This window comes from Streptomyces pseudoechinosporeus (assembly GCF_054783935.1).
This window is the reverse complement of the sequence record NZ_BAAGPS010000010.1, coordinates 24,919-51,132: the sequence shown is the minus strand read 5'-3', so window position 1 is coordinate 51,132 and position 26,214 is coordinate 24,919. Positions and strand designations below refer to the sequence as shown.

Sequence of the window (26,214 nt, the reverse complement as noted above, 5' to 3'; positions counted from 1 at the left end):
GAACCATGTTGCTGATCCCCTGTCCGTGGTGCGGGCCCCGCGACGAGGCCGAGTTTCACTACGGCGGCCAGGCCCACGTGCCGTATCCGGAGGACCCGTCGGCTCTGACCGACGAGGAGTGGGCCCGGTATTTGTTCTTCCGCGACAACCCGAAGGGCCCGTTCGCCGAGCGGTGGAGCCATGCGGCGGGCTGCCGCAAGTGGTTCAACGCGGTGCGGGACACGGCGACGAACGAGATCCTGGCGGTGTACCGGACGGGGGAGGAACGCCCGGAAACGGTCGAGTCACGTCCGGTCACTTCTCATCCGCGCACTTTTCAGCCGAGTCCGGCACAACCAGCCCGTCGTGGGGGTCCCCCCGCTCATGGGGGTCCCCCCGCTCGAGCGAAGCCGAGAGTGGGGGAGAAGCCGAGAGTGGGGGAGTTTGAGGACGAGGCCGTTCAGGCCGATACGGGGGGTCTGGGGGCGGAGCCCCCAGCGGGGTCCAGGGGCGGGCCCCTGGTTACGGGAAGGGGCGGGGTGGGGAAGGAAACCCAGCCGTTCCGCCACCCCACCCGCGGCCGAGTCCACCGCGACGCCCCCCTCACCTTCACCTTCGACGGCACCAAGTACGAGGGCTACAAGGGCGACACCCTCGCCTCCGCCCTCCTCGCCAACGGCGCCATCCAGGCCGGCACCAGCATCAAGCTCGGCCGCCCCCGCGGCATCTTCTCGGCCGGCGTCGAGGAACCCAACGCGGTCGTCCAGATCGAGGCCCCGTTCCCCGAGCCGATGCTCCCCGCGACAACGGTCGAGCTCTACGACGGCCTGGTCGCGAGCAGCCTGCCCGGCCAGGGCCGTCTCGCCAACGAGCCGGACCCGGCCCGCTACGACGCCGTACACGCGCACTGCGACCTGCTCGTGGTCGGCGCAGGCCCGGCCGGCCTCGCGGCCGCAGCGGCGGCAGCGAAAAGCGGCGCACGCGTCATCCTCGCCGACGACCAACCGGAGCCGGGCGGTAGCCTCCTCGGCACGGGCGAACAGTTCGACTGGGTGCAGGAGGCCACCGGGCGACTGGAAGCCGGACCCGAGGTGCGCGTGCTGCGCCGGACCACCGTCTTCGGCTACTACGACGACAACCACCTCCTCGCCGTCGAGCGCCGTACCAACCACCTCGGCGCCGAGGCCCCCGAGAACGTCTCCCGCGAACGTGTCTGGCGCATCCGGGCCCGTCGCGTCGTCCTTGCCACCGGCGCCCACGAGCGCTCGCTGGCCTTCGCGGACAACGACCGCCCCGGAGTGATGCTGGCCGCCTCGGCCCGCACCTACGTCAACCGCCACGGTGTCCTGCCCGGCCGCCACGCGGTCGTCTTCACCACCAATGACAGCGCCTACGCGGCAGCGCTGGACCTCCACGCCGCGGGCGTGGACATCACGGCGATCGTCGACACGCGCCCCGAACCGGGGGAGTGGGCGGAGCGTGCCCGGGCGGCCGGCATCGAGGTGCTGGCCGGGCATGCCGTCACCGGCACGGAAGGCGACGCGCGCCTCACCACCGTGACCGTCGCCCCGTACAGAGAGTCCACAGGACAGCGGGAGTTCGCCGCCGACCTCCTGCTGGTCTCCGGCGGCTGGAACCCGGTGGCACACCTGTTCAGCCAGGCGGGCGGCAAACTGCGCTACGACGAGGCGCTGGGCTCCTTCGTCCCCGACACCTGCCGCCAGGCGGTCGAGGTCGTGGGCAGCGCGAGCGGCGTCCTCGACCTGGCCGCGGTCCTGGCACAGGGCGCGGCCGCCGGTGCCCGCGCCATCGAGGCCGAGGGCTACACCCCCGAGGCACCTCGCCTCCCAGAGGTGGCCGCACAGCCGCAGACGCCACCCATGCACGTGTACGTCGTGCCCGGCGCCCCGGACGCCCCCCGTTTCGTCGACCTCCAACGAGATGTCACCGTCGACGATCTGGCCCGCGCGACCGGTGCCGGTATGCGCTCGGTCGAGCACACCAAGCGCTACACCACGGCTGGCACCGCCAACGACCAGGGCAAGACCTCCGGCGTCCTGGCCAGTGGTGTCGTCGCCGAACTGCTCGGCGTGGACATCTCGGCGCTCGGCACGACGACCTTCCGGCCGCCCTACACACCCGTCTCCTTCGCCTCCCTCGCGGGCCGCGACCGCGGAGCGCTGCACGACCCGATCCGGACGACCGCCCTGCACGAGTGGCATGTCGAGCACGGCGCCCTGTTCGAGAACGTCGGCCAGTGGAAGCGGCCCTGGTACTACCCGCAGGACGGCGAGGACATGGAGGCCGCGGTGCTGCGCGAGTGCCGGGCGGCCCGCGAGAGCGTGGCCTTCATGGACGCCTCCACCCTCGGCAAGATTGACGTACAGGGCCCCGACGCCGCCATCTTCCTCGACCGGCTCTACACCAACATGATGAGCACCCTGAAGGTCGGCATGATCCGCTACGGCGTCATGTGCCGCCCGGACGGCATGCTCTTCGACGACGGCACCGTCATCCGCCTCGCCCAGGACCGCTTCCTGGTCACCACGACGACGGGCAACGCCGCCGCCGTACTCGACTGGATGGAGGAGTGGCTGCAGACCGAGTGGCCCGAACTGCGCGTCCGCTGCACCTCGGTCACCGAGCAGTGGGCGACCGTCGCCCTGGTGGGCCCCCGTTCCCGCGACGTCCTGGGCGCACTCGCGCCCCAACTGGCCGTCACCAACGACGACTTCCCGTTCATGGCGTGGCGGGAGACGACCGTCGCGGGCATCGAGGCCAGGGTGTGCCGGATCAGCTTCTCCGGCGAACTGGCCTACGAGATCAACGTGTCACCCTGGGAGGCCCTCGCCCTGTGGGAGGCCCTGTACGAGGCCGGCGCTCCGTACGGCATCGCCCCGTACGGCACGGAGACCATGCACGTCCTGCGCGCGGAGAAGGGCTACCCGATCATCGGGCAGGACACGGACGGCACCGTCACTCCTCAGGACCTCGGGATGGGCTGGGCGGTGTCGAAGAAGAAGCCCGACTTCATCGGCAAGCGTTCGTACGCGCGTGCCGACAGCGTCCGCCCCGACCGCAAGCACCTGGTGGGCCTGCTCCCCGAGGACCCGGGAACCTTCCTCCCCGAGGGCACCCACCTGGTCGCCGACGGCGTGCTGCCCGCGCCGCCCGTCCCGATGCTCGGCCATGTCACCTCCAGCTACCGCAGCGCCGCCCTCGGCCGGACCTTCGCGCTCGCCCTGATCAAGGGCGGCCGGGACCGTGTCGGCGAGAGGCTGTATGCCCCCTTGGGCGACCGGCTGGTTCCGGTGACCGTGGCAAGCCCCGTCCTCTACGACCCCGAGGGAGCCCGCCGCGATGGCTGACACCGCCCTTACCGCCCCGCTCCGTAGCCCCTTGTCGCACGCCGCCGACCGCCTGGCCGCCGCGACGCGTACGTCCGGGGGCGCGATCCGGCTGGCCGAACTCCCCTTCCTGACTCAGATCAACGTGCGCCTCGACGCCAAGGGAACAGCGGCGGACGCCGTCGGGCTCGCGCTGGACCTCCCACTGCCCCTCGAACCGAACACCGTCGTACGTGCCGGGGAGCTGACCGCGTTGTGGCTGGGCCCGGACGAATGGCTGCTGGTGGGCCCGCCCGGCAGCGAACGGGACCTGGAAAGCCGGATCCGGGAGGCCGCGGGGGACGAGCCCGTCTCCGTCACCGACGTCTCCGCCCAGCGCACCACGCTCCTCATCACGGGCCGTCGCGCCCGCGACCTGCTGGCCCACGGCTGTTCGCTGGACCTGCATCCGCGTGCCTTCGGCCCCGGACGCTGCGCCCAGACGACCCTGGGCCGCACCCAGATCGTCCTGGTCGCCCGGGACGAGCCCAGGGCCGGGTTCTGGGTACTGGTCCGCTCGTCCTTCGCCGGCTATCTGGCGGACTGGCTGCTTGACGCGGCGACGGAATACGTCTGAACCCTCACCTCGACGGGGGTGGGCACCGTCCATGCTGTGGGCGCTGCTCGGGGGCTCCCACAGCGCTCTGTGCGCTCGCCCGGGAACAGGGGCCGAGTGACCGGGGGTACTTTGTGCGGCCGACCAGACCTCTGGCAGGTCGCATCGCGCCTCAACGGTCCGGCAGGTTCACACCGCGTGCGCATGCCCGGTACCGCGGCCGGTGACACCGGCATGCGGGTCGCCGGTGGCATCGAACAGCGGGCGTGAACGCGGTCGTTGATACATCGCCGCTGTATACACGTCCACGGTCGCGGAGGCCGCCGCGTCCCAGCCGAAGGATCCGGCGTGCCGGACGGCCGCCTCACCCATACGGGCCGAGATCGCCGGATCGGCAGCGAAGCGGCCCAGGGCCCGCGCGTAGTCGGCGGGGTGGTGCCCTGAAACGAGCACACCGCTCACCTCGTTCCGCACGGCCACCGGCAGACCTCCCACCTCGGCCGCGATCACCGGCGTGCCGCAGGCCTGAGCCTCCAGGGCCACCAGGCCGAAGGATTCGCTGTAGGACGGCATGACGAGGACGGACGCCGCCCGGTACCAGTCCACGAGTCGGCCCTGTCCGACCGGCGGACGGAACAGGACGACGTCACAGATGCCGAGCCGTGCCGCCAGCTTCTGCAGGCTCTCCGGCTCGGTCACACCTGATCCGCTGGGTCCGCCCACCACCGGCACGACGAGCCGCTCGCGCAGCTGTGGACGCTCTTCCAGGAGCCGGGCGACCGCGAGCAGCAGGACGTCCGGCGCCTTCAGGGGCTGAATACGGCCCGCGAACAGCGGGATCAGCGCGTCGGGCGGCAGCCCGAGGCGCATACGGGCCGCGGCCCGGCCGGCCTCGACGCCAGCGGCGTCCGGCCGGAAGCGGTCCAGGTTCACGCCCGGTTGGACGACGGTGACCCGCGCGGGGTCGGCGTCGTAGTGGCGGATCAGCTCGGCCGCCTCGTTGCCGGTATTGGCGATGAGCCGATCGGCGGCCCTTACGATCTGCGCCTCGCCTGTCACGCGGGCCGCCGGCTCGGGGCTGTCGCCCACGGCAAGGGAGGCGTTCTTGACCTTGGCCATGGTGTGCATGGTGTGCACGAGCGGGACGCCGCAGCGCGCGGCAGCGAGCCGGCCGACGTGGCCGGACAGCCAGTAGTGCGAGTGGAGCAGGTCGTAGTGCCCGGGGCGCCGGTTGGCCCACGCCCGCATCAGACCGTCCATGAAGGCGCACAGGTGCGCGGGCAGGTCTTCCTTGGCCAAGCCCTCGTAAGGGCCCGCGTCCACATGCCGGACGAGAACGCCGGGCGCGAGATCGACGACGGACGGGAGCGCGGCGGAGGTGGCCCGGGTGAAGATCTCCACCTCGACGTCGGCGGCGGCCAGGCGCTTGGCCAGCTCGACGACATAGACGTTCATCCCGCCCGCATCGCCGGTGCCGGGCAGGTGCAGCGGCGAGGTGTGCACGCTGAGCATCGCCACGCGGCGGGGACAGCGTCGGCGGTACTGGCTCACCTCGCGAGTCCCTCCTGTGCTCGCAGGACCAGGCGATGCTCGCCCGCGTAGACGTTCATGGACGTGCCGCGCAGGAAGCCGACGAGCGTGAGTCCGGTCTCCGCCGCCAGGTCCACGGCGAGGGAGGATGGAGCCGAGACCGCGGCCAGCACCGGGATGCCCGCCATGACCGCCTTCTGGGCCAGCTCGAACGACGCCCGTCCGGACACCATCAGGATGGTCTGAGACAGGGGCAGTTCGCCGGACTGGAGCGCGCGTCCGATCAGCTTGTCCACGGCGTTGTGTCGGCCGACGTCCTCACGCAGGTCCAGCAGTTCGCCGTCAGGTGAGAACAGTCCGGCGGCATGCAGACCCCCAGTCCGGTCGAACACCCGCTGCGCGGACCGCAGCCGGTCGGGGAGGGCAGCCAGCAGATCGGGTCCGACCCGCACCGGCGGAGTGTCGACGATCGGCCAGCGGGCGGTGGTCCGCACGGCGTCCAGGCTCGCTTTGCCGCACAGACCGCAGGAGGACGTGGTGTACACGTTCCGCTCGAGCGTGATGTCGGGCACCACCACACCGGGGGCGAGCCGCACGTCGACGACGTTGTAGGTGTTCGATCCTCCCCCACTCTCGGCTCCTCCCCCACTCTCGGCTTCGCTCAAGCGGGGGGACCCCCATGAGCGGGCGGTGCCCCCACCCGTTGCACCCGCGCAATACACGATGCCCGCGAGCTCCTCGGCCCGGCCGAGGACACCCTCACTCACCAGGAAACCGGCCGCCAACGCGAAGTCGTCACCGGGCGTCCGCATGGTGATGGCCAGCGGTCTGCCGCCAAGCCGGATCTCCAGCGGTTCCTCGGCGACCAGCGTGTCCGGTCGGGCGCTGACAGCACCCTCCCGGATCCGCAGCACACGCCGACGCTCGGTGACTCGTCCCATGCCGGGGCTCCGCTCAGCACTCGATGATGTTGACGGCGAGCCCGCCCCGCGCGGTCTCCTTGTACTTCACGCTCATGTCGGCGCCGGTGTCCTTCATGGTCTTGATGACCTTGTCGAGGGACACCTTGTGGGAGCCGTCCCCGCGCATGGCCATCTTTGCCGCTGTGACGGCCTTCACCGCGGCCATGCCGTTGCGTTCGATGCAGGGGATCTGGACTAGGCCGCCGACGGGGTCGCAGGTGAGGCCGAGGTTGTGTTCCATGCCGATCTCGGCGGCGTTCTCGACCTGTTCGGGGGAGCCGCCCAGGACCTCGGCGAGTGCGCCCGCCGCCATGGAACAGGCGGAGCCGACCTCGCCCTGGCAGCCGACCTCGGCGCCGGAGATGGAGGCGTTCTCCTTGAAGAGCATGCCGATGGCTCCGGCGGCGAGCAGGAAGCGGACCACCCCGTCCTCGTCGGCGCCCGGCACGAAGTTGATGTAGTAGTGCAGGACCGCCGGGATGATGCCGGCCGCGCCGTTGGTCGGGGCGGTCACGACTCGGCCGCCTGCCGCGTTCTCCTCGTTCACGGCCATCGCGTACAGCGTGATCCACTCCATCGCGTGGGCCAACGGGTCGCCCTCCGCCCGGAGTTGGCGTGCGGAGACGGCGGCCCTGCGGCGGACCTTCAGGCCGCCGGGCAGGATGCCCTCGCGGGACATGCCGCGTGCGACGCACGCCTGCATCACCCGCCAGATGGCGAGAAGCCCCTCGCGGATCTCCTCCTCCGTGCGCCACGCCCGCTCGTTCTCCAGCATCAGCGCGGAGATCGACAGGCCCGTCTCCCGCGTCAGGCGCAGCAGCTCGTCGCCCGTGCGGAAGGGGTACTTGAGCGCCGTGTCGTCGAGCTTGATCCGGTCCGCGCCGACCGCGTCCTCGTCGACGACGAAGCCGCCGCCGACGGAGTAGTACGTCTTGGAGAGGAGTTCGGCGCCGGACGCGTCGTACGCCCAGAGCGTCATGCCGTTCGCGTGGTACGGCAGCGTCTTGCGGCGGTGCAGGACGAGGTCCTTGTCGAAGTCGAAGGCGATCTCCTGAGCATCGCCGATCTCGACGCCCAACAGCCACAGCCTTCCGGTCGACTTGATCCGCTCGACCTCGTGCTCGGCCTGGAGGACGTCGACGGTGTGCGGCTCGTTGCCCTCCAGGCCGAGCAGTACAGCCTTCGGGGTGCCGTGGCCGTGGCCGGTCGCGCCCAGGGAGCCGTACAACTCGGCGTGGACCGTGGTGGTCTCGGCGAGTACGCCGTCCTCCTTCAGCCGGGCGGCGAACATGCGTGCCGCGCGCATCGGGCCGACCGTGTGGGAGCTGGACGGGCCGATGCCGATCGAGAACAGGTCGAAGACCGAGATGGCCACGGTCACTCCTTACTGTTCAGACCGGGGTACAGCGGGTGCTTGTCCGCGAGCGCCTTGACTCGGGCCTTCAGCGCCTCCGCGTCGGCCTCCCCGAAGGGAGAAGCCGCCTTGAGCGCCTGCGCGATGACGTCCGCGACCTCGGCGAAGTCCTCGGCCTGGAAGCCTCGGGTGGCCAGGGCGGGCGTGCCGATGCGCAGGCCCGAGGTGACCATCGGCGGACGCGGGTCGTTCGGGACGGCGTTGCGGTTGACCGTGATGCCGACCTCGTGGAGACGGTCTTCGGCCTGCTGCCCGTCCAGTTCGCTCTCGCGCAGGTCGACCAGGATCAGGTGCACATCCGTGCCGCCCGACAGGACGTTGACTCCGGCCTCGCGGGCGTCCGGTGCGGTGAGCCGCTCGGCGAGGATCTTCGCGCCCTCGGCCGTACGGCGCTGACGCTCCTTGAACTCCTCGGAGGCGGCGACCTTGAAGCAGACCGCCTTGGCCGCGATCACGTGCTCCAGCGGGCCGCCCTGGAAGCCGGGGAAGACGGAGGAGTTGAGCTTCTTGGCGAAGTTCTTCTTGGCCAGGATGATGCCGCCGCGCGGGCCGCCCAGCGTCTTGTGAGTGGTGGAGGTGACCACGTCCGCGTACTGGACCGGGTTCGGGTGCAGGCCCGCCGCGACCAGGCCCGCGAAGTGCGCCATGTCGACCCACAGGTACGCCTCGACCTCGTCGGCGATCCGGCGGAACTCCGCGAAGTCCAGCTGCCGCGGGTATGCCGACCAGCCCGCGATGATCACCTTCGGGCGGTGCTCCTTGGCCAGCCGCTCCAGCTCGGCCATGTCGACCAGGCCGGTGGCGGCGTCCACGTGGTAGGCGACCACGTTGAACTGCTTGCCGGAGAAGTTCAGCCGCATCCCGTGGGTGAGGTGGCCGCCGTGGGCCAGGTCCAGGCCGAGGATGGTGTCGCCGGGCTGGGCCAGTGCGAAGAGCGCGGCCTGGTTGGCGGAGGCGCCGGAGTGCGGCTGGACGTTGGCGTACTCGGCGCCGAACAGCTCCTTGAGTCGGTCGATCGCGATCTGCTCGGTGATGTCGACGTGCTCGCAGCCGCCGTAGTAGCGGCGGCCCGGGTAGCCCTCGGCGTACTTGTTGGTCAGGACCGAGCCCTGGGCCTCCATGACCGCGACCGGAGCGAAGTTCTCCGAGGCGATCATCTCCAGGGTGGACTGCTGACGGTTCAGCTCGGCGTCGACCGCGGCGGCGACCTCGGGGTCGAGCTCGTGCAGGGACGTGTTCAGAACGGTCATCTGCGGCTTCCTAGTGTTGGGGCGCAGGGTGCGCCGTACGCTTCGGCGGGGGAGTTGTCGGCGGCGGCTTCGACAGTGGGGGATCGTGCGGCGGAGCCGGCTGAAGAGGTGCGGGTTGTGCCGGACGACGCACCTCGGCTCCTCAGCGGAAGACCACGGTGTGGTGGCCGTTGAGCAGGATGCGGCTCTCGCTGTGCCACTGCACGGCCCGCGCCAGTACCCGGGCCTCGACGTCCCGGCCCATGGTGACCAGATCGTCTGGGTCGTGGGAGTGGTCCACGCGGACGACGTCCTGCTCGATGATGGGCCCCTCGTCCAGGTCGGGAGTGACGTAGTGGGCGGTGGCCCCGACCAGCTTGACTCCTCGTTGGTGGGCCTGGAGGTAGGGGCGGGCTCCTTTGAAGCTGGGGAGGAAGGAGTGGTGGATGTTGATGGCCCGGCCCTCGAGTCGCTTGCACAGGTCGTCCGAGAGGATCTGCATGTAGCGGGCGAGGACCACGAGGTCGATCTCGAACCGCTGCACCAGCTCCAGCAGTTCCGCCTCCGCCTCCGCCTTGGTCTGCGGTGTGACGGGGATGTGGTGGAAGGGAATGCCGTGGCTGTGTGCGAGCGGCTCGAAGTCCCGGTGGTTGGAGACGATCGCCGCCACCTCGATGTTGAGGGCGCCGGTGCTCTTGCGGAACAGCAGGTCGTTCAGGCAGTGGCCGTACTTGGAGACCATGATCAGGGTGCGCGTGGGGGCGGCCGCGTCCCACAGCCGCCAGTCGATCCGGTACGCCTCGGCCACTGGAGCGAAATCGGTGCGCAGGCGCTCCAGTGACGTCTCGGGGTCGGAGACGTCGAAGTGGACGCGCATGAAGAAGCGGCCCTGCAGGCGGTCGTCGAACTGCTGGCTTTCCAGGATGTTCCCGGAGTGGTCGACAAGGAAGCCGCTGACGGCGTGGACCAGGCCGGCCTGGTCGGGGCAGGAGAGGTTGAGGACGAACTCGCGACCGGGGTCGGGACGAGGTGGCATGGCATCCTCCAGCGGTGCGTAATGAGCAACAAGGCGAGCAATACGCAACATGGTCCAAGGGGGAGGGTGTCCGGTCAAGGGTGTGTCTTGACAGAAGTCCGCCAGGCGGGCTTTCTTGGTCCTGTTGTGTAATGAGAAATTCTCAGCGTAATGAGCAACGCGCTGTCGTGGTCGCGCCACCGTCGCCCGGGCAGCGACGCCTGATGCGGCGTGGCCCGTGAAGCCCGACGGCGGGCCGGCTTCCACCGATTCCCACACACCGCGGAGCGCCATCGATGACCCGCAAGGCACCTGCTGAGGATCCCGGCGACGCCCGACTGTGGGTGGGCCCACCGAAGGACTACGCCGCCGGAATTCCGGCGGTCACCTCCTCGCTGCGCCACGCGGGCGCCCAGATGGGCGCGCGTCGCAGCCTGCTCACCCTGCTCCGGGTCAACCAGGCGGAGGGCTTCGACTGTCCGGGCTGCGCCTGGCCCGAACCGGAACACCGGCATCGTGCGGAGTTCTGCGAGAACGGGGCCAAGGCCGTGGCGGAGGAGGCCACGCTGCGCCGGGTGACCCCGGAGTTCTTCGCCGAGCACGGTCTGGAGGAACTCGCCGGCCGCAGCGATTACTGGCTCGGACAGCAGGGGCGCCTCACCCGACCCATGTACCGTCCCGCGGGCAGCGACCACTACCGCCCGATTTCGTGGGAGGACGCGTTCACGGTCGTCGCCCGGGAGCTCACCGTCCTCGACCACCCCGACCAGGCCGCCTTCTACACCTCCGGCCGGGCGAGCAACGAGGCCGCCTTCGTCTATCAGCTGTTCGTCCGGCTGCTGGGCACCAACAACCTGCCGGACTGCTCCAACATGTGCCACGAGTCCAGCGGTTCGGCCCTGGTCGAGACGATCGGCATCGGCAAGGGCAGCGTCAGCCTGGAGGACCTCTACGAGGCGGACTTGATCCTCGTCGTCGGCCAGAACCCCGGCACCAACCACCCGCGGATGCTCTCCGCCCTGGAGCGGGCCAAGCAGCGCGGCGCCCGCGTCATCGCGGTCAACCCGCTCCCCGAGGCCGGCCTGCTCCGGTTCAAGAACCCCCAGCGGCCGTCCGGCATCGTCGGCGGCGGCACCCAGCTGGCCGACCTCTTCCTGCAGATCAGGCTGGGCGGTGATCAGGCCCTGTTCCAGGCCGTCAACCGACTGCTGCTGGAAGCCGAGGACGACGCACCCGGCACGGTCCTCGATACCGCCTTCATCACCTCGCACACGCACGGCTTCGAGGAGTTCACCGAGCAAGCCCGCAAGACCTCCTGGGAGGACGTCCTGGAGGCCACCGGGCTGTCCGAGGCGGAGATCAGGGCCGCGTTCCGGGAGGTACTCGCCGCCGAGAAGATCGTCGTCTGCTGGGCGATGGGCCTCACCCAGCACCGCCATTCCGTCCCGACCATCCGCGAGGTCGTCAACTTCCTCCTCCTGCGCGGCAACATCGGCCGTCCCGGCGCCGGGCTCTGCCCGGTGCGCGGCCACTCCAACGTGCAGGGCGACAGGACGATGGGCATCCACGAGAAGCCGAGCGAGGACTTCCTCGACGCACTCGGCGCCGAATTCGGTTTCGAACCGCCACGTCACCACGGTCACGACGCGGTCGAGACCATCCGTGCCATGCGCGACGGCCGGGTGAAGGTCTTCGTGGGGCTGGGCGGCAACTTCGTCGCCGCCGCCCCCGACACCGAGGTGACGGAGCAGGCGCTGCGCGGCTGCCGGCTCACCGTGCAGATCTCCACCAAGCTCAACCGGTCACACGCGGTCACCGGAGAACAGGCGCTCATCCTGCCCTGCCTGGGCCGCACCGAGGCCGATCTGAGGCCCTCGGGGCCCCAACTGGTGACGGTGGAAGACTCCATGGGCATGGTGCACCTCTCGCGAGGACGGCTCGCCCCCGCCTCCGATCACCTCCTCAGCGAGGTGGCGATCATCTGCAGGATGGCCCGGGCCGCCCTCGGAGCCCGCGCGGCAACATCAGCCGTTCCGGCGCGGCGGGTGCCCTGGGAGGACTTCGAGACCGACTACGACCGCATCCGTGACCGCATCGCTCGGGTGATCCCCGGCTTCGAGGAATTCAACGACCGGGTGCGGCAACCCGGCGGCTTCGCTCTGCCCCACCCGCCCCGCGACGAGCGCCGCTTCACCACCGCCACCGGCCGGGCCAACTTCACCGTGAACCCACTGGAGACCCTGCGCGTACCGGAAGGCCGGCTGCTGCTGCAGACGCTGCGTTCGCACGACCAGTACAACACCACCATCTACGGATTGGACGACCGCTACCGCGGCATACACCAGGGACGCCGCGTGCTGTTCGTGCACCGGGACGACCTCGGCGCCCGCGGTCTGGCCGACGGAGACCTCGTCGACATCGTCAGTGAGTACGAGGACGGGGTGGAGCGGCGGGCACCGGGCTTCCGTACCGTTGTCTTCCCGACGCCCCGCGGCTGCTGCGCGGCGTACTTCCCGGAGACCAACGTCCTGGTGCCCCTGGATTCCACGGCGGCCATCAGCAACACCCCCACCTCCAAGTCCATCGTGGTGCGGCTGGAACCGGCCGCCGGGATGCCCGCGAGCCAGTGAGTCCTTCGCGCTCCCGAGCCGGGACGCGCGCGGCGGCGCGGCGGTCGGCTGCGGGCGTCAATCCCCGCCGAGGTGGCCGAGCCGGGCCGAGACCTCCTCGGCCGCGGCTCGCACCAGGGCGGAAACCTCCTGCAGCCGCTGCTCGGTCAACCGGAAGGACGGCCCCGACGCGCTGAGCGCGGCCACCACCTGCCCGTGGGAGGCGAAAACCGGCGCGGCCACCGCGTTCAGACCTGGTTCGAGCTCCTCGACGGTGTAGGCGCAGCCGTCCGCATGCGCGCGCCTCAGCTGCGCCCGAAGGATCTCGGGGTCGGTCACGGTGTGCGGTGTGCAGCTCTCCAGCGGTGCCGTGAGTCTGCTCTCCAGCTCATGATCGGTCAGCTGCGCGAGCAGCACCTTTCCGCTGGAGGTGGCGTGCAACGGCGTACGTCGCCCCAGCCAGTTGTGCGTGGTGATGACCGAGGGGCCGAGAACGTGGTCGATGTTGATGGCGGCGTCCCCGTCGGGGATGGCCAGGTTGACGGTCTCCGCGACCTGGGTCGCCAAACGCTCGCACGCCGGGCGGCTCTGCCGGGACAGGTTCAGGCGGACCGTGGCCGCACTGGCCAGGCGGACCAGGCCGAGGCCCAGACGGTACTTTCCGCGCTCGTCCGTCTGCTCGACGAGCCCGCCCGCCTCCAGCGCGCCGGCGAGGCGGGATGCCGTCGACGTGTGCACGCCGAGCTCGGCGGCGATCTCCGTGATGCCTGCCTCTGCGTGGCGACCCAAGAACTCGAGGATGGTCACCGCCCGGTCGACCGACTGCACCGGAGACGCTGCCCGGTGCGAGGAGCCTGCGTTCCCAGGAGGTCGACGACCGTCACCCGGGACTGGAGGCGTTTGTAGTCCAGGGCCGTACCCTTGCCTTCCTCCGACAACTGCAGGAAGGTGCCCGAGACCGGATCCAGCGCCTGGCTGTACTTAAGGCTTCCCCAGTGTTCCGCCAGGCCGCGGCCCGCTCCTTGGCGAGACAGGGCCATGGCCTGGGCGAGATCGTGCAGCACGTGCCACGGGGTCAGCTGCAGCGACTGCCCGGCCTCCGCGCTCGGCAGGGCCCTCAAGTCGCCCTTCCGGCGCAGCCAGTCGCCCTTCCTCTCCCGCTTCTTGTCGTCCTTCGCCGCTGCCCTCTCTACGCTGCCGGCCAGCATCGAATTGGAGTGAACAGCTACGTTCGACAGCTGCACGAGATCCTGTAGGACCTCTTCGGTCGTCTTCCTTGCCGGTTTCAATGCGCCCCCTGCCGCTCGCGCGATCTTTACACGTCAATTCCGGAAGCTACGTGGCGGGGACAGGGCGCACACAAGGTCGCACGCATGCCCAATTGGGGCATGGGTGGTCGAATCCCGGCGCTGGCTCGGTAGGTGTCGCGGTAGATCGAGGATCCCGATTGTCGGGCGCATCTTGAACGTGCTCAGGGCCTGAAGAAGTTGCCAGCAGGTTGTCCAAAACGGCCCCGAACTCCGGCCTTTTGGGGTGTCTACGCACCGCATGGAGGAGGGGGATGACAAGACGGCATCATCGGGACCGGGCCTTCGCAGGCTGGCGCGTGCCCAGCCTGCTCGCGCCGTTCGCTCCACCGTGCAGCGCCGGAATTGGTACATGTCGGCGCCGTGTCAGGTGTCGGCATCCTCAACGGCTCGCGTCCGTCTGGTCGGTTTCCCAACGGGGCCACCCGGAGGTAGGGCCGATCGAGGGCTGGCCGCTGGTCACCATCGTCGTGATCGCTGCCACCTGCACCCGGGCAGGCCATTGCGTGCTGTTGTTCGGCCTGCCGCGCCGCATCGGTGAGATGACTCCCGTGGGGCCGGCCCCGGCCATGATGCCGTCAGCGGAGGGTCTGTTTGCCGGACTGATCGAAGTGGCGGGGGCGGCAACCCGACTCGATCGAACAGTTGAGGCGCGTGCCGCCGAGCCGGGCTTCTGTCGTCACGCGACTGCGGACAAGACACCGGTCGGCCCGGGGTCCGAACACCGACTGATCCCCAAGTCGGCTCGTGAGATGCCGTCCGGACACGGACCGGAGGGCCGGCGACAGATGCCGACCGCGATCGGTGTGGGCCGCTTCAGCGCTGTGATCGTCCTGGTCGATCCGTATGATGCCACTTGGATGCCTGACGTCACGTGGAGTGACTTTCTTGCTCAGTCCGGGTGTAGCAGCAGGGGCCGCGGCAGGTCCGAGAAGGCCAGGTAGTTACGGGGATGGTGGTCGTAGCAAGGAGTCAGCCGACGAGAGCCGGGCGGTCAGGAAACGGCCCACTCGATCACCCACCTGCGGCGGCCCGGTCGTTGACCGGACTCGATGACCTCGCGGGTGATCCAGACTCCAACGCGCTCACAGCGCAACCATCTTCAATAGGTCCCGGTAGTCGTGGGCCGTGTCGGCGTGCAGGCGTCGGCCTGTTCGAGATCGAGGGTGGCCCGGCGCTTGCGCGCTCGATCTTGCTGAGTGCCGATCGGCCGGATCAGCTGGTTCGCCGCGGTAACCGCTTTGGGGAACAGCTTTGCGCTGCGCACGGAAGGAGCTCGCCGAAGTCACGCTCGTCACTGCGTAATGGGTCGTCTGGTTTCAACAGCAGCGTCTGCCCGCGGCGATCGGTGATATCCGTCTGCCGAACACGCAGCCGATGACTACGTCCAGCAACCCCAACTCGGGGCTGGAGTCAACGCGTAGAGTGTCCACCAATTGGGGATCGCTTCACCTCGGAGGGTTGTCGAGGGCGCTCGGCGCTGTGAGAGGCCAGGGCGCTCGACGAAGGCGTTCCTTTCAACGATTCGACCGCCAGGTGGGTCTCGATGGCACGTCGGCCAGCGTCGCCTCAGAGCGCAAAGACCGTATACATGTTCCGACTTGCTGGCTCTTGGCCGAAGCGCGACGATGGAAAAGCAGAGTTCGTTGCGGTTCCCCACGAGGAGCGGAAGGCGGTGCGTGAGTCGACGAGGCGGTCCGGCGAAGGCCTGAGTACACAGACTCCTTTACTCGGCCGAGTACGCTGAACACTGACCTCGAAGAACGACCCGTCGCACGCCGCTCACCGACCACCCAACTGGGGGTCAAGGGGTCGCAGGTTCAAATCCTGTCGTCCCGACGGTGTTCACCAGCGGGTCTGCCGAATATGGCAGACCCGCTGGTTGCGTTCGTGTGACACGTGATGGCAGCCCGTGATCGCCCGGCGGCCGGTCTCAGGCCGCCTGGTCTTCTGATGCCGGGCCGGTCTGGTGGCGGTGCTTGCGGTCGGCGCGGGTCAGGGCCTTGTCGATGGCGGTGACGGCGTCGCGGGCGGCGTAGGGCAGCAGGTGGCCGTAGATATTGACGGTGGTGGACAGCGTCGAGTGGCGCAGGTCGTGGACGCCGATTCGGGGCGGGCCCATCTCCTCAGCGCGCTGGCGCAGCTCGGTCAGCATCGCCCTGCAGGCCGCGCGCGACCAGGTCATCCAAGCCGTGGGCGTGATCGCCGACCTCACCATCGACCTCGTGGGCGCCATCGGCCGGGCAGTCCTGGACAACTTCACGCCCGCCCGCCGCCTGCGACTCAGCCCCCGCGCCGTGAAGCGCCCAATGTCCCGCTACGCCTACAAGAGCCTGCGCGTCGACCGCCACACCTACAAGGCCACCACCAGCATCGACATCCTGTTGACAAGACCCATCAGCCCATAACTTCACCGCCTTGGCCTGAAGCGCGCCATCTGCCGTCAGCTCTTCAAGATGCTCGAACGCTCGGACGGAACGACGGAAGGAAGAATCTTCCCCAAGCTGCTTGACGCGATATAGCAGTCTCGGGGGGGGCATGATCGATCCGTTCTGGGGCCCGCACCGCACCGCCCGAAGCGTGTCTGCCACAGCCCACCCGTGGCCGTCCCGCCGGTTCAGCCCCGGTGCGGTGTCAGACGCAGGGTCAGGATTTGGAACGGCCGCAGCCGCAGGCGTAGGTCACCGGACTCGGTGACCTCGCAGCTGTCCTGGTCGGTTACCGGCCGCTCCAGCAGGTCTGTGACGACCGCCGACTCCAGCGCAAAACCAGGAGTCAGCGACGCTCGTACCCGGCCGCCGTGCGCCTCGTAGAGACGGACGACGACATCGCCCGAGCGGTCGTCGGCCAGCTTGACCGCCTCCACGACCACCGCCTCCGAGTCCACCGCGACCAGCGGTGCCACCTCGGCGGAGCCCGGTACCACCCGCTCCGGCAGGTTCATCCGGTAGCCCTCGCGCACCGCGTCCGTGACCTCCGCGCCGATCACGAAGCCGTACCGCAGCCGGTGCGTGCCCTGGTCGGAGTCGGGGTCGGGGAAGCGCGGCGCGCGGATCAGCGAGAGCCGGACCGTGGTGGTCGTCCCCCCGTCGGGGCGGACGTCCCGCGTGACGTCGTGCCCATAGGTCGAGTCGTTGACCAGCGCCGCACCCCAGCCGCGCTCGCCCACGTGCAGGAAGCGGTGCGCGCAGATCTCGAACTTCGCCGCGTCCCAGCTGGTGTTGGTGTGCGTGGGACGGTCGACGTGCCCGAACGGGATCTCGGCCGTGGAGTGCGCGGCGCGCACGTCCAGCGGGAAGGCCGCTTTGAGCAGCTTCTCCTTCTCGTGCCAGTCGACGACGGTGTCGATGTCCAGCCGCCGGGTCCCCTCGCGCAGCGACAGCGTCTGCATGATCCGCGAGTCCCCGAAGGACCGCACCACCCGTACACCCTCGCCGGTCGCGGTGACCTCGTCCGCGTTGGTGAGGTCGCGGACGGTGTTGCGGTAGAAGGCGTCGATGTCCCAGGCGTCCCACTCGTTGGGGAAGTCCTGGTGCAGTTGGAGGAGGTTGGCCGCCGCGCCGGGCGCCAGGGCCTCGCGGTCCGCGTCGCGGTCATACGCCGAGGTGACCAGACCGCGCCCGTCGACGACCACCCGGACCAGCCCGTTGTCCAGCACGAAGCCGTCGCCCTCGGTGACCGGCGCGAGGGGCGCGGCGGACGTGCTGCGCGGGGAGCCGCCCAGCGCGGGCACGCCGGCTCGCGCGTGCGGTGCCGCGTTGAAGACGACCTCGCCGCCGCCTGCCGGCCCGGCCAGCGCCGTCTGCGCGTGCCCGATCAGCGCCGCCAGTTCCTCGGCCAGCTCCGCGTACGTCTCCTCCGCCTCCCGGTGCACCCATGCGATGGAGGAGCCGGGCAGGATGTCGTGGAACTGGTGCAGCAGCACCGTCTTCCACAGCCGGTCCAGCTCCTCGTACGGGTAGGAGTACCGGTTGGAGATACCCTCACGGACCGCCGCCGTGGCCGCCCACAGTTCCGCCTCGCGCAGCAGGTGCTCGCTGCGCCGGTTGCCCTGCTTGCCGGCGAGCTGGCTGGTGAGCGTGCCCCGGTGGAACTCCAGATACAGCTCGCCCGACCACACCGGGGCGTCGGGGTATTCGGCGTGCGCCTTCTCGAAGAAGTCGGCGGGCCTTTCGATCTCGACCCGCGCCGAGCCCTCCAGGTCCTTCAGCCGCGCCGCCCGCGAGAGCATCTCCCGGGTGGGGCCGCCGCCCCCGTCGCCGTAGCCGAACGGGACCATGGAGCGGTTGGCCGCCCCCTTGTCCTGGAAGTTGCGGACGCTGTGCGCGAGTTCACCGCCGGACAGGTCGGCGTTGTAGGTGTCGACGGGCGGGAAGTGGCTGAAGATCCGGGTGCCGTCGATGCCCTCCCACCAGAAGGTGTGGTGCGGGAACTTGTTGGTGGTGTTCCAGGAGATCTTCTGCGTGAGGAACCAGCGGACCCCGGCCAGCTTCATCAGCTGTGGCAGCGCCGCGTTGTAGCCGAAGGTGTCAGGCAGCCACATCTCCTCGGTCTCCACGCCGAACTCGTCGAGGTAGAACCGCTTGCCGTGCACGAACTGCCGGGCCAGCGCCTCACCGCCGGTGATGTTGGTGTCGGGCTCCACCCACAGGCTTCCGGTGGGCAGGAACTGGCCGCTCTTGACCTTCTCCTGGGCCCGCGCCCATACCTCCGGCCGCTGCACCTTCAGCCAGGCGAGTTGTTGGGCCTGGGACATCACGAACTTGAACTCCGGGTGGTCGTCCATGAGTTGCGTGACGTTGGAGACCGTGCGCGCCACCTTGCGGACCGTCTCGCGCAGCGGCCACAGCCAGGCCGTGTCGATGTGGGCGTGACCGACGGCGGAGATCCGGTGGGCGCTGGCGGTCGCGGGCGCGGTGAGGGCGGGGGCGAGCACGGCCCGTGCGGTGCTCGCGCTGCCGCCGATGTCCTGGAGGTCGATGGCGTCCAGGGAGCGGCCGATGGTCTTCAGCAACTGCCAGCGGCGGGGCGACTCCAAGGGGAGTTCCCGCATGAGCTGGCCCAGCACCTCCAGGTCCTGGACGAGTTCGTAGACCTCGGTGTCGAAGACGGCCAGGTCCATCCGGCGCAGCCGGTAACGGGGTTCGCCGGCCGGGGCGTTCTCGTCGTGCAGCCAGGCGGCGCGGGCGCCCACCGGGGTGGGCCCGAAGGACAGTTCGCCGGGGCTGGTGTGCATGACGACCGGGTTGGCGGCGGCCTCGATGTACGCGGTGAACTCCTCGCCGCCCTCGGCGCTCCGGATCACGGGCAGCCAGGTGTTGCGCGGGTTGAGGGCCTTCACGGCGGTGCCGTCGGGCCGGTAGACGAGGCCCTCGGTGGAGAAGCCGGGCTCGGTGGTGCCGAAGCCAAGGTCGAGGACGGCCTCGACGGTGAGTCCGGCCCACTCGCTGGGTACGGTCCCGCTGATCCGGAACCAGCTGGTGGACCAGGCGGGCCCCCAGTGGTCGCCGACCCGGGCGGGCCGGTAGTCGGCGGCCAGGCCCTCGGCGACCGGGACCGGCTCGCCGGGGACGTTCCATATCCCGACCGTCAGCGGGACCGACCGGGCGTGTACGGCCGGCTTGACGCGCTGGTTGAGCACCCTGTCGAGCCGCTTCTCGATCACTTCGCGGTCGCTGTGCATAGCTGTCTTCTCCGTTTACGGGGAGTGGGGGGGGGAGAGCCCGGTCGGTGCGTCGGTCGTAGAAGCGCGGGCGGCGGGTTCAGCCCTTCACGGCGCCCCCGAGTGCGAATCCGCCGCCGAGCTTGCGGGCCAGCAGCAGGTAGAGCATGACGACGGGGATGGAGTAGATGATCGAGAACGCGGAGAGCTGACCGTACTGGGTCTGATCGTGCGCGCTCAGAAAGTTGAAGACGCTGACCGAGGCGGGCAGCTTGGCCGGGTCGAGCAGCAGGATGAAGGGGACGAAGAAGTTCCCCCACATTCCGATGAAGGTGAAGATCGTCACCACGGTCACGCCCGGTCCCATCAGCGGGAGGATGACCCGCCACAGCACAGTCATGGTGCCGGCGCCGTCGATCCGGGCCGCCTCCTCCAGCACGATCGGTACCCCGTCCATGAAGTTCTTCATCAGCCAGATGCCGAACGGCAGCGCGGAAGCGGCCAGGAACAGGGTGGTGCCGAGCATCGAGTCGATCAGGTTGACCTGCACGAACATGCTGTAGACGGGGATCATCACGGCCGTGATGGGCAGTCCGGTGGCGAAGAGGATCGTGTAGAGGAAGGGCCGCCGCAGCCGGGAGCGGTAGCGCGACAGCGGATAGGCCGCCAGGATCGAGCAGACCACGCAGATCAGCGTGCCGCCGCCGGACAGGAGCAGCCCGTTGACCATCGGCAGGTAGGTGGTGTCCCAGTTGAGCACCCGGTCGAAGTTGTCGAATGTCGGCGTGCCGACGGACAGTTTGAAGCTGGCGTGCGAGTTGACCGAGGCGAGCAGCATCCACAGCAGGGGGACGACGTAGAGCACCGAGATCACCAGCAGGACGACGTTCACCGCAGCCCTGCTCCCGGCAGCCCTGCCCTCGCGGGACCCGCTGAAGGTGCCGCGCCGGGCGGTGCTCGTGCTCTTCACGGGAACGGATGTAGGGCGTGCGGACCGGTCGGCAGGGACTGATGCGTCGGCCGGCCGGTCCGCGGAGCCGGCGGCGGTGTCGGTGGTGGCCATCAGTCCTTCTCCAGCTTCAGCATCCGGATGTACACGACGGAGAAGAGCGCGCCCACCACCAGCAGCACCAGCGCGATGGCGGTTCCGTAGCCGATCAGGCTGTTCTGGAAGGCCTGCTGGTACATGAAGATGGGCAGGGTCTGGCTCTTGTTGCCCGGTCCGCCCCGGGTCATCGCGTAGATCAGCCCGAAGACCGACAGGGTCTGAAGGGTGATCAACATCAGGTTGGTCATGATGGAGCCGCGGATCACCGGCAGGGTCACCCGCCACAGCCGCTGCCAGGCGTTGGCGCCGTCCATCTCCGCGGCCTCCACCAGTTCCTGGGGCACGTCGTTGAGCGCGGCGGAGTAGACCATCATCGAGAACGCAGTGCCGCGCCACACGTTGGCGAGACACGAGGCCAGGATCGGCAGGGTGTACAGCCAGTTCTGCTGCGGCAGGTGCAGCGCGGACAGCAGGGCGTTGAGGGAGCCCTGCTGGAAGAAGAAGGCGTACATCAGATAGCCCGCGACGATCTCCGGCAGCACCCAGGCGGCGATGACGACGGTGCTGGCCAGGGACCGCACCGGTTTGGCGGCCTTTTGGAGCAGCACGGCCAGGGCAAGCCCGAGGGTGTTCTGCCCGATGACCGCCGAGCCGACCACGAACACCAGGGTCAGTACGACCGCGTTGACGAAGTCGGGGTCGGCGAAGGCACGAGTGAAGTTGTCGAAGCCGACGAAGTCCGTTCCGGCCGCGCCGGTCAACTGCATGTTGGTGAACGCGTAGTACACGCAGTAGGCGATGGGCCCCGCCAGGAAGACGGCGAGCAGCACGGCCGAGGGCAGTAGGGGCATGCCGCGCAGCAGCCCCTGCGCCCTGCGGATGCCGCCGGTCCTGGCACCGGTGGGGCGGCGCCCGCCGCCGTGCTTGCGGAGGGCGCCCGGGCCGGCTTCGGTCAGTCCGCTCACTGCGAGCCCTTGACCGTCTCGTCGCCGCCGACCGCGGTCTTGACATCGTTGTCGTACGTCTCTGCCGCCTCGGACACCGATGCCTGGTTGGTGGTGACCGACTCCATCGCCTTCTGGATGGCGGTGGACACCTGCGTGTAGGCGGGCAGTCCGGGCCGGTAGTGGGTATCGGCGACCAGCGAGGTCATGAACTCGTTGGTGGGAAGCGCCTTCAGGTACTTCTCGTCGGCGGCCACGTCCTTGCGCACGGCGATCGTCGCGTTCATCGCGTTCCACTCGGCGGAGGCGGTCTTCGTCTCCAGCGACTGGATGAACTTCCATGCCAGGTCGGGGTTCTTGGCCTTCGCCGGGATCGACCAGGCCCAGCCGCCCGACATGCTGACCCTTCCGGGTGCCTGGCCGTTCTGGGTGGGCATGGCGGCGGTGGCCATGGTCGACTCCCACTCGGTCCACGGCTTGCTGCCGGTGCGGATCCAGTTGTTGGGCATCCATGAGCCGTCGATGTCGATGGCGAGCTTGCCTGCGGGAATCATCTCGGTGCCCACCGTGGCGCCGATGTTCGCGCCGAGTGCCTGCTCGGGGGCGGGGCCGAGCTTCTCGTCGTAGACGGTGTGCACGAACTGGAGCGCGTCCTTGAAGCCCGCGCTGCCGACGACCCACTTCTTCTTGTCGCTGTCGTACAGCGAGTTGCCGGCCGCCGGGGTGCCGTAGAGCAGCATCTCGAAGCCCTGCATGCTGGACTGTTCGCCGCCGGCGGTTCCGGTGTAGAGGTTCATCGGGGTGACGCCGGGCAGCTCGGTCTTGATCGTGCGGGCCGCCTTCAGGACGTCGTCCCACGTCTTGGGCTGCCACGGCACGGAGATCCCGGCCTTGGCGAACAGCTTTTTGTTGTACCAGATGCCACGGGTGTCGGTGTTGTCGGGAACGCCGTACGTCTTGCCATCGCTCGCGGAGGTGACCGCGGCCTTCGCGGCGTCCGCGAACTGACTCCAGTCCGACCACTTGGCGGTGTACTTGTCGAGCGGCTGGAGGTATCCGCTGGCGATGTCCGAGTTGATGGTGGCGGTGTCCTCGTAGACCAGGTCAGGGGCGGTCGAAGGGGAGCGCATCATCAACTGGAGCTTGGTGTAGTAGTCGTTGGACGACGCCGTCACCGGCACCAGCTCGACCTTCGTACCCGGGTTGGCCTTCTCGAACGCCTTGACCATCGGGGTCAGAAAGGTCTGCTGGACCTTGTTGCTGTTGTTGAGTTGCTGCTGGTAGACGACCTTGATCGTCTTGCTGGAGCTGCCCGACGAGGAGCCGCCGCAGGCGGTCGCCACGAGGGCGATCGCGGCGACGCCGACACCGGTGACGAGAAATCTGTTGCGCACAGTGATCCTCCGTGGAGAAACCCGATCCGGACGCGTGAGGGGCACGGAGATGACCAATGTGGACATTCTTGCCCAACCGGGCTCTTTTGCCTCGGCTCGCCGGAGCTCAGCTAAATCCATTGGATTGACTAAGTCAACGCTTCAGGCATGTAAACTTCCGCCACGACCGGGGAATTCTCATGGAGGAGGCGGTACGCGGTGAGCGTGATGCGTCACGGACGGCAGCGCGCGGTGGGTACGTCATGAACCGGCGCTCAGCCGAGGGACAGCCTCAGGGCGGCACCAACCTCCCGCGGGTGGGCGGTTACAACCAGGCCGTCGTCCTTGACGCGATCCGCACCCGAGGTCCGGTGAGCCGCGTCGAACTCTCCCCGCTGACCGGGCTCACCAATCAGACCGTCTCCAACGTGGTCCGCCGTCTCCTCGACGCCGGACTCGTCACCGAGACCGGTCACGCCCCCTCCAGCGGCGGCAAACGCCGTACGCTCCTGTCGCCGCGCGCGGACGGGGCGTACGCCATCGGCATTCACCTCGACCCCGACGGCGCCATGATCGTCGTGGTGGACCTGATCGGCACCGTCCAGGCCAGCCGTACCGTGCGGCTCGCCGACCCCGGAGACCCGGCCGCCGTCGTCGAGCAGACCGTCCGCGCCGCGCGCCGCCTCACCGTCCGGGCGGAGATCGATCCGGCTCGACTCCTGGGCACCGGCATCGCCGCACCCGGCCCCATCGACGGCCGCACCGGCGAGGTGCTCTCTCCGCCCAACCTGCCCGACTGGGGCGACGTACCGCTGCGTACGATGTACGAGACCGCCGCCGGCATGCCCGTCGCCCTCGACAACGACGCCACGGCCGCCGCGATCGGGGAGCGCTGGATCGGCGGAAAGGCGCGGGCCGGCAGCTTCCTCTTCCTCTACATGGGGACCGGCATCGGCGCGGGGATCGTGCTCAACAACACAGTCCTGCACGGCGATTCGGGCAACGCCGGGGAGTTCGCGCACATGGCCGTCGAACCCGGCGACCGGGTCTGCCCCTGCGGCAGCCACAGCTGTCTCGGCCCGTACGTCCATCCGAGCGCCATCATCGACGACCTGCTCCAGCGGTACGGGCAGGCCGCCGCGGCCCTCGGCATCACCGGAGCCGCCGACGACCTGCACACCGACTGGAAGCTCCTGCGCCGTGCGGTCCGCGGCCGATCCCCCGACCCGTCCGCGCTCGACGTCGTCCGCACCGCCGCCCGCCGTCTGGGCCAGGCCGCCCGAGGCGCGGTGAGCATGCTAGACGTCCCCCTCGTCGTCCTCGGCGGCGAGGCCCTGCACGGCATCGAGCATGCCCTCCGCGAGGAGATCGACCTGGCCGTCAACAGCGTCACGATCGGGCGGGGGCTGCGTGGGGTCGCCGTCGAGTCCAGCGTCATCGGTGACACGGTGGGTGCGGTGGGCGCCGCGTCGCTGGTCCTGCACGGGAACTACGCGCCGGGGTGGGGCATGCTCACCGACTGATCCCGGCACCGGGTGTGTCCTCGACCGCTCGAATCCGCCCCTGCTCGCCGCCGTGGTCGACAGAGTAGCTGTCCTTGCCGCCTGGTAACCGTCCGGCTGGCCTTGATAAAAGTCGTGGGGGTGTAAGACGGTGTCCTATGTGGTGAGGCGGACCAGTCGCTTGTAGCAGCACAGGGCTGCGGCAAGGCCGAGAAAGGCCAGGTAGTTGCGGGAGTGGCGTTCGTAGCGGGGGGCTGAGTCGGCGGTAGCCGGACAGCCACGAGATCGTCCGCTCGATCACCCACCTGCGGCGGCCCAACCGTTCGCTGGACTCGATGCCTTTGCGGGCGATGCGCACGCCGATGCGCTTGCCTCGCACCCATTTCCGCAGGTGGGGAATGTCGTAGGCCTTGTCGGCGTGCAGGCGTTGGGGTTTGAAGTGGCGGCCGCGGTGGGGGTCGTGTCTCGTTTGGTGACCCTCGAGCATGGGCTTCAGTGCTTCGCTGTCGTGGGTGTTGGCGGCCGAGACGCCGACGACCAGGAATGTCGCGGACTGCGTTCACCAAACGATTTACTGCGCTGGTCGGAAAACCGCCCATGACGTACCTGACCGGCTGGCGCCTGCGCTACGGGGCCCGGCTGCTCCGGGAACCAATGCGCCGCTGGCGACGATCGCCCGTCAGGTCGGCTACTCGACGGAATTCGCGTTCGGAGCCGCTTTCCGCCGCGAGTACGGCATTGCGTCCGGCCGCTTCCGCGATCTCGAGTCCCGCCAGGCTCGTAGCGCACAGGGCAAGGCGGCCGGGAACCGTTCATAGGCCGGAGACACGACGAGTAGGTCCGTCATCACCGGCCTCGTTGTCAGTGGCGGCTGGAAGCCTGGCTCGTATGGACAGGGATGAGGAACTGTTGCGCGGCCGGGTCTACGGTGCGGATCACGACGACCCCCGGCAGGGCCGGCGGCCCGGCCGCACCTATGCCGAACTGGTCGGCGGGCCGCTGGACGGCCTGCTGCTCGACATCACCGGCTGGACGGCGCACGAGATCGACAGCGGTGTAGCCCTCCCCACGGAGCTCGGGCAGTTCGGTGCCGGCGGGCGCGCACTGTATGACCACCGCCCCGGCGATCCGTCCCGCTGGGACTGGTCCGGCGACACTCCCTGACCGCGGGCTGCCTCGCTCGACCGCGAGCCCGACCATCGTTCGAGCACCCCGACCATGGATCCATCCACCGCAGGTCAGCGTCCGCGCCGCTGACGGTGGTGGGCAGGGCTGGGCGGGCGATGGCCGCACTGGCGGTCGGCTGATCAAAGCGGACAACACCCGCATCAGAACCGTTAACCGGATGTCGTTGTCGGGGCCATGCGGGCGTGTCGCGACGCCTTGAGCGTTTCTGGCATGAAGCGGTGCTTGAGGGCGGTGCGCCGGGTGGCGGCGTCGCCTCCGACGACTTCGGCCCGTCCGTCCATCATGGCCAGGAAGCCCTGGCGTGCGACGCCCTTGCGGCTGTTCTTCTTCATACCGGGGCCGAAGGCTGTGTTGTTCATGCCGGCACGGGCGTGGAAGTCGCTGTCGGTGGCGCCGGGCATGAGAGGGGCAACGGTGATGCTGTGTTCGTGAGCGACGATCGAGTTCGAACGTCCACCTGCTGATCACTCCAGACGCCGTTCGACAAGGGGAAGTCGCGCTGATCACGCG

General features: G+C 69.3%; 19 protein-coding genes and 2 pseudogenes. 7 read left to right on the top strand and 14 right to left on the bottom strand.

The features are described from left to right. Positions 1-5: 5 nt before the first annotated feature. Both ACYVO6_RS15395 and ACYVO6_RS15390 read left to right on the top strand, forming a co-directional pair. Positions 6-3,347, top strand: coding sequence for a sarcosine oxidase subunit alpha family protein (locus tag ACYVO6_RS15395; protein WP_461061479.1), 3,342 nt, complete (start codon positions 6-8; stop codon positions 3,345-3,347). Next, positions 3,340-3,942 carry a sarcosine oxidase subunit gamma gene (locus ACYVO6_RS15390; RefSeq protein WP_461061477.1) on the top strand — a complete coding sequence of 201 codons (603 nt, stop codon included), beginning with the start codon at positions 3,340-3,342 and terminating at the stop codon, positions 3,940-3,942. The genes ACYVO6_RS15395 and ACYVO6_RS15390 overlap by 8 nt, the downstream gene beginning before the upstream one ends. Before the next feature lie 168 nt (positions 3,943-4,110). On the opposite strand, the gene mshA is transcribed toward ACYVO6_RS15390, so the two are convergent. From mshA to purU, 5 genes are all read right to left on the bottom strand, one after another. Then, the gene (gene mshA, locus ACYVO6_RS15385; protein WP_461061880.1) at positions 4,111-5,433 is read right to left on the bottom strand and encodes a D-inositol-3-phosphate glycosyltransferase; all 1,323 of its coding nucleotides are present in this window, start codon (positions 5,431-5,433) and stop codon (positions 4,111-4,113) included. A 35-nt stretch (positions 5,434-5,468) separates the two neighbouring features. Further along, complete coding sequence (fdhD, locus tag ACYVO6_RS15380; protein WP_461061475.1) at positions 5,469-6,392, bottom strand: formate dehydrogenase accessory sulfurtransferase FdhD; 924 nt, start codon at positions 6,390-6,392, stop codon at positions 5,469-5,471. Positions 6,393-6,405: 13 nt separating this feature from the next. Beyond that, on the bottom strand, positions 6,406-7,788 hold the full coding sequence (locus ACYVO6_RS15375; RefSeq protein WP_461061473.1) for an L-serine ammonia-lyase: 1,383 nt from the start codon (positions 7,786-7,788) through the stop codon (positions 6,406-6,408). A gap of 2 nt (positions 7,789-7,790) precedes the next feature. Then, a complete protein-coding gene (gene glyA, locus ACYVO6_RS15370) occupies positions 7,791-9,077 on the bottom strand; it encodes a serine hydroxymethyltransferase (protein WP_461061471.1) in 1,287 nt (428 codons plus the stop codon). Between the two features lie 142 nt (positions 9,078-9,219). After that, positions 9,220-10,092 carry a formyltetrahydrofolate deformylase gene (gene purU, locus ACYVO6_RS15365; protein ID WP_461061469.1) on the bottom strand — a complete coding sequence of 291 codons (873 nt, stop codon included), beginning with the start codon at positions 10,090-10,092 and terminating at the stop codon, positions 9,220-9,222. A gap of 275 nt (positions 10,093-10,367) precedes the next feature. Between purU and ACYVO6_RS15360 the strand changes: the two genes are divergently transcribed. Further along, positions 10,368-12,701 carry an FdhF/YdeP family oxidoreductase gene (locus ACYVO6_RS15360; RefSeq protein ID WP_461061467.1) on the top strand — a complete coding sequence of 778 codons (2,334 nt, stop codon included), beginning with the start codon at positions 10,368-10,370 and terminating at the stop codon, positions 12,699-12,701. A 57-nt stretch (positions 12,702-12,758) separates the two neighbouring features. Here the strand turns inward: ACYVO6_RS15360 and ACYVO6_RS15355 are convergent, their stop codons facing one another. From ACYVO6_RS15355 to ACYVO6_RS15345, 3 genes are all read right to left on the bottom strand, one after another. After that, positions 12,759-13,469: an IclR family transcriptional regulator gene (locus ACYVO6_RS15355; RefSeq protein WP_461061465.1), complete on the bottom strand. Its 711-nt coding sequence runs from the start codon at positions 13,467-13,469 to the stop codon at positions 12,759-12,761. 14 nt (positions 13,470-13,483) lie between these two features. Next, positions 13,484-13,888, bottom strand: a complete 405-nt coding sequence (locus ACYVO6_RS15350; protein WP_461061463.1) for a hypothetical protein — start codon at positions 13,886-13,888, stop codon at positions 13,484-13,486. Positions 13,889-15,920: 2,032 nt separating this feature from the next. Further along, positions 15,921-16,172, bottom strand: coding sequence for a hypothetical protein (locus tag ACYVO6_RS15345; RefSeq protein WP_461061461.1), 252 nt, complete (start codon positions 16,170-16,172; stop codon positions 15,921-15,923). A gap of 7 nt (positions 16,173-16,179) precedes the next feature. Here ACYVO6_RS15345 and ACYVO6_RS15340 point away from each other — a divergent pair, with 7 nt between their 5' ends. Beyond that, positions 16,180-16,395 carry a hypothetical protein gene (locus tag ACYVO6_RS15340; RefSeq protein WP_461061459.1) on the top strand — a complete coding sequence of 72 codons (216 nt, stop codon included), beginning with the start codon at positions 16,180-16,182 and terminating at the stop codon, positions 16,393-16,395. Positions 16,396-16,604: 209 nt separating this feature from the next. On the opposite strand, the gene ACYVO6_RS15335 is transcribed toward ACYVO6_RS15340, so the two are convergent. The 4 genes from ACYVO6_RS15335 to ACYVO6_RS15320 form a co-directional block, all read right to left on the bottom strand. Then, a complete protein-coding gene (locus ACYVO6_RS15335; RefSeq protein ID WP_461061457.1) occupies positions 16,605-19,670 on the bottom strand; it encodes an alpha-mannosidase in 3,066 nt (1,021 codons plus the stop codon). A gap of 79 nt (positions 19,671-19,749) precedes the next feature. Further along, entirely contained in the window at positions 19,750-20,619 is an 870-nt protein-coding gene (locus ACYVO6_RS15330) for a carbohydrate ABC transporter permease (protein WP_461061455.1), read from the bottom strand. 92 nt (positions 20,620-20,711) lie between these two features. Next, complete coding sequence (locus tag ACYVO6_RS15325) at positions 20,712-21,548, bottom strand: carbohydrate ABC transporter permease (RefSeq protein ID WP_461061878.1); 837 nt, start codon at positions 21,546-21,548, stop codon at positions 20,712-20,714. Between the two features lie 110 nt (positions 21,549-21,658). Continuing rightward, positions 21,659-23,035 carry an extracellular solute-binding protein gene (locus tag ACYVO6_RS15320; protein ID WP_461061453.1) on the bottom strand — a complete coding sequence of 459 codons (1,377 nt, stop codon included), beginning with the start codon at positions 23,033-23,035 and terminating at the stop codon, positions 21,659-21,661. 242 nt (positions 23,036-23,277) lie between these two features. On the opposite strand from ACYVO6_RS15320, the gene ACYVO6_RS15315 reads away from it, so the two are divergent. Further along, positions 23,278-24,537 carry an ROK family transcriptional regulator gene (locus ACYVO6_RS15315; RefSeq protein WP_461061451.1) on the top strand — a complete coding sequence of 420 codons (1,260 nt, stop codon included), beginning with the start codon at positions 23,278-23,280 and terminating at the stop codon, positions 24,535-24,537. 135 nt (positions 24,538-24,672) lie between these two features. Here the strand turns inward: ACYVO6_RS15315 and ACYVO6_RS15310 are convergent. Then, positions 24,673-25,057 (bottom strand): annotated as a pseudogene (locus ACYVO6_RS15310) (transposase); the annotation flags it as partial. On the opposite strand from ACYVO6_RS15310, the pseudogene ACYVO6_RS15305 reads away from it, so the two are divergent. Then, a pseudogene (locus tag ACYVO6_RS15305) lies at positions 25,057-25,334 on the top strand (helix-turn-helix transcriptional regulator); the annotation flags it as partial. The pseudogenes ACYVO6_RS15310 and ACYVO6_RS15305 overlap by 1 nt on opposite strands. A gap of 70 nt (positions 25,335-25,404) precedes the next feature. After that, positions 25,405-25,680, top strand: a complete 276-nt coding sequence (locus ACYVO6_RS15300) for a hypothetical protein (RefSeq protein WP_033318157.1) — start codon at positions 25,405-25,407, stop codon at positions 25,678-25,680. Between the two features lie 173 nt (positions 25,681-25,853). Here ACYVO6_RS15300 and ACYVO6_RS15295 read toward each other — a convergent pair whose 3' ends face one another. Then, positions 25,854-26,105 (bottom strand): hypothetical protein, encoded by a 252-nt coding sequence (locus ACYVO6_RS15295; protein WP_461061449.1) that lies wholly within the window; start codon positions 26,103-26,105, stop codon positions 25,854-25,856. Positions 26,106-26,214 lie beyond the last annotated feature (109 nt).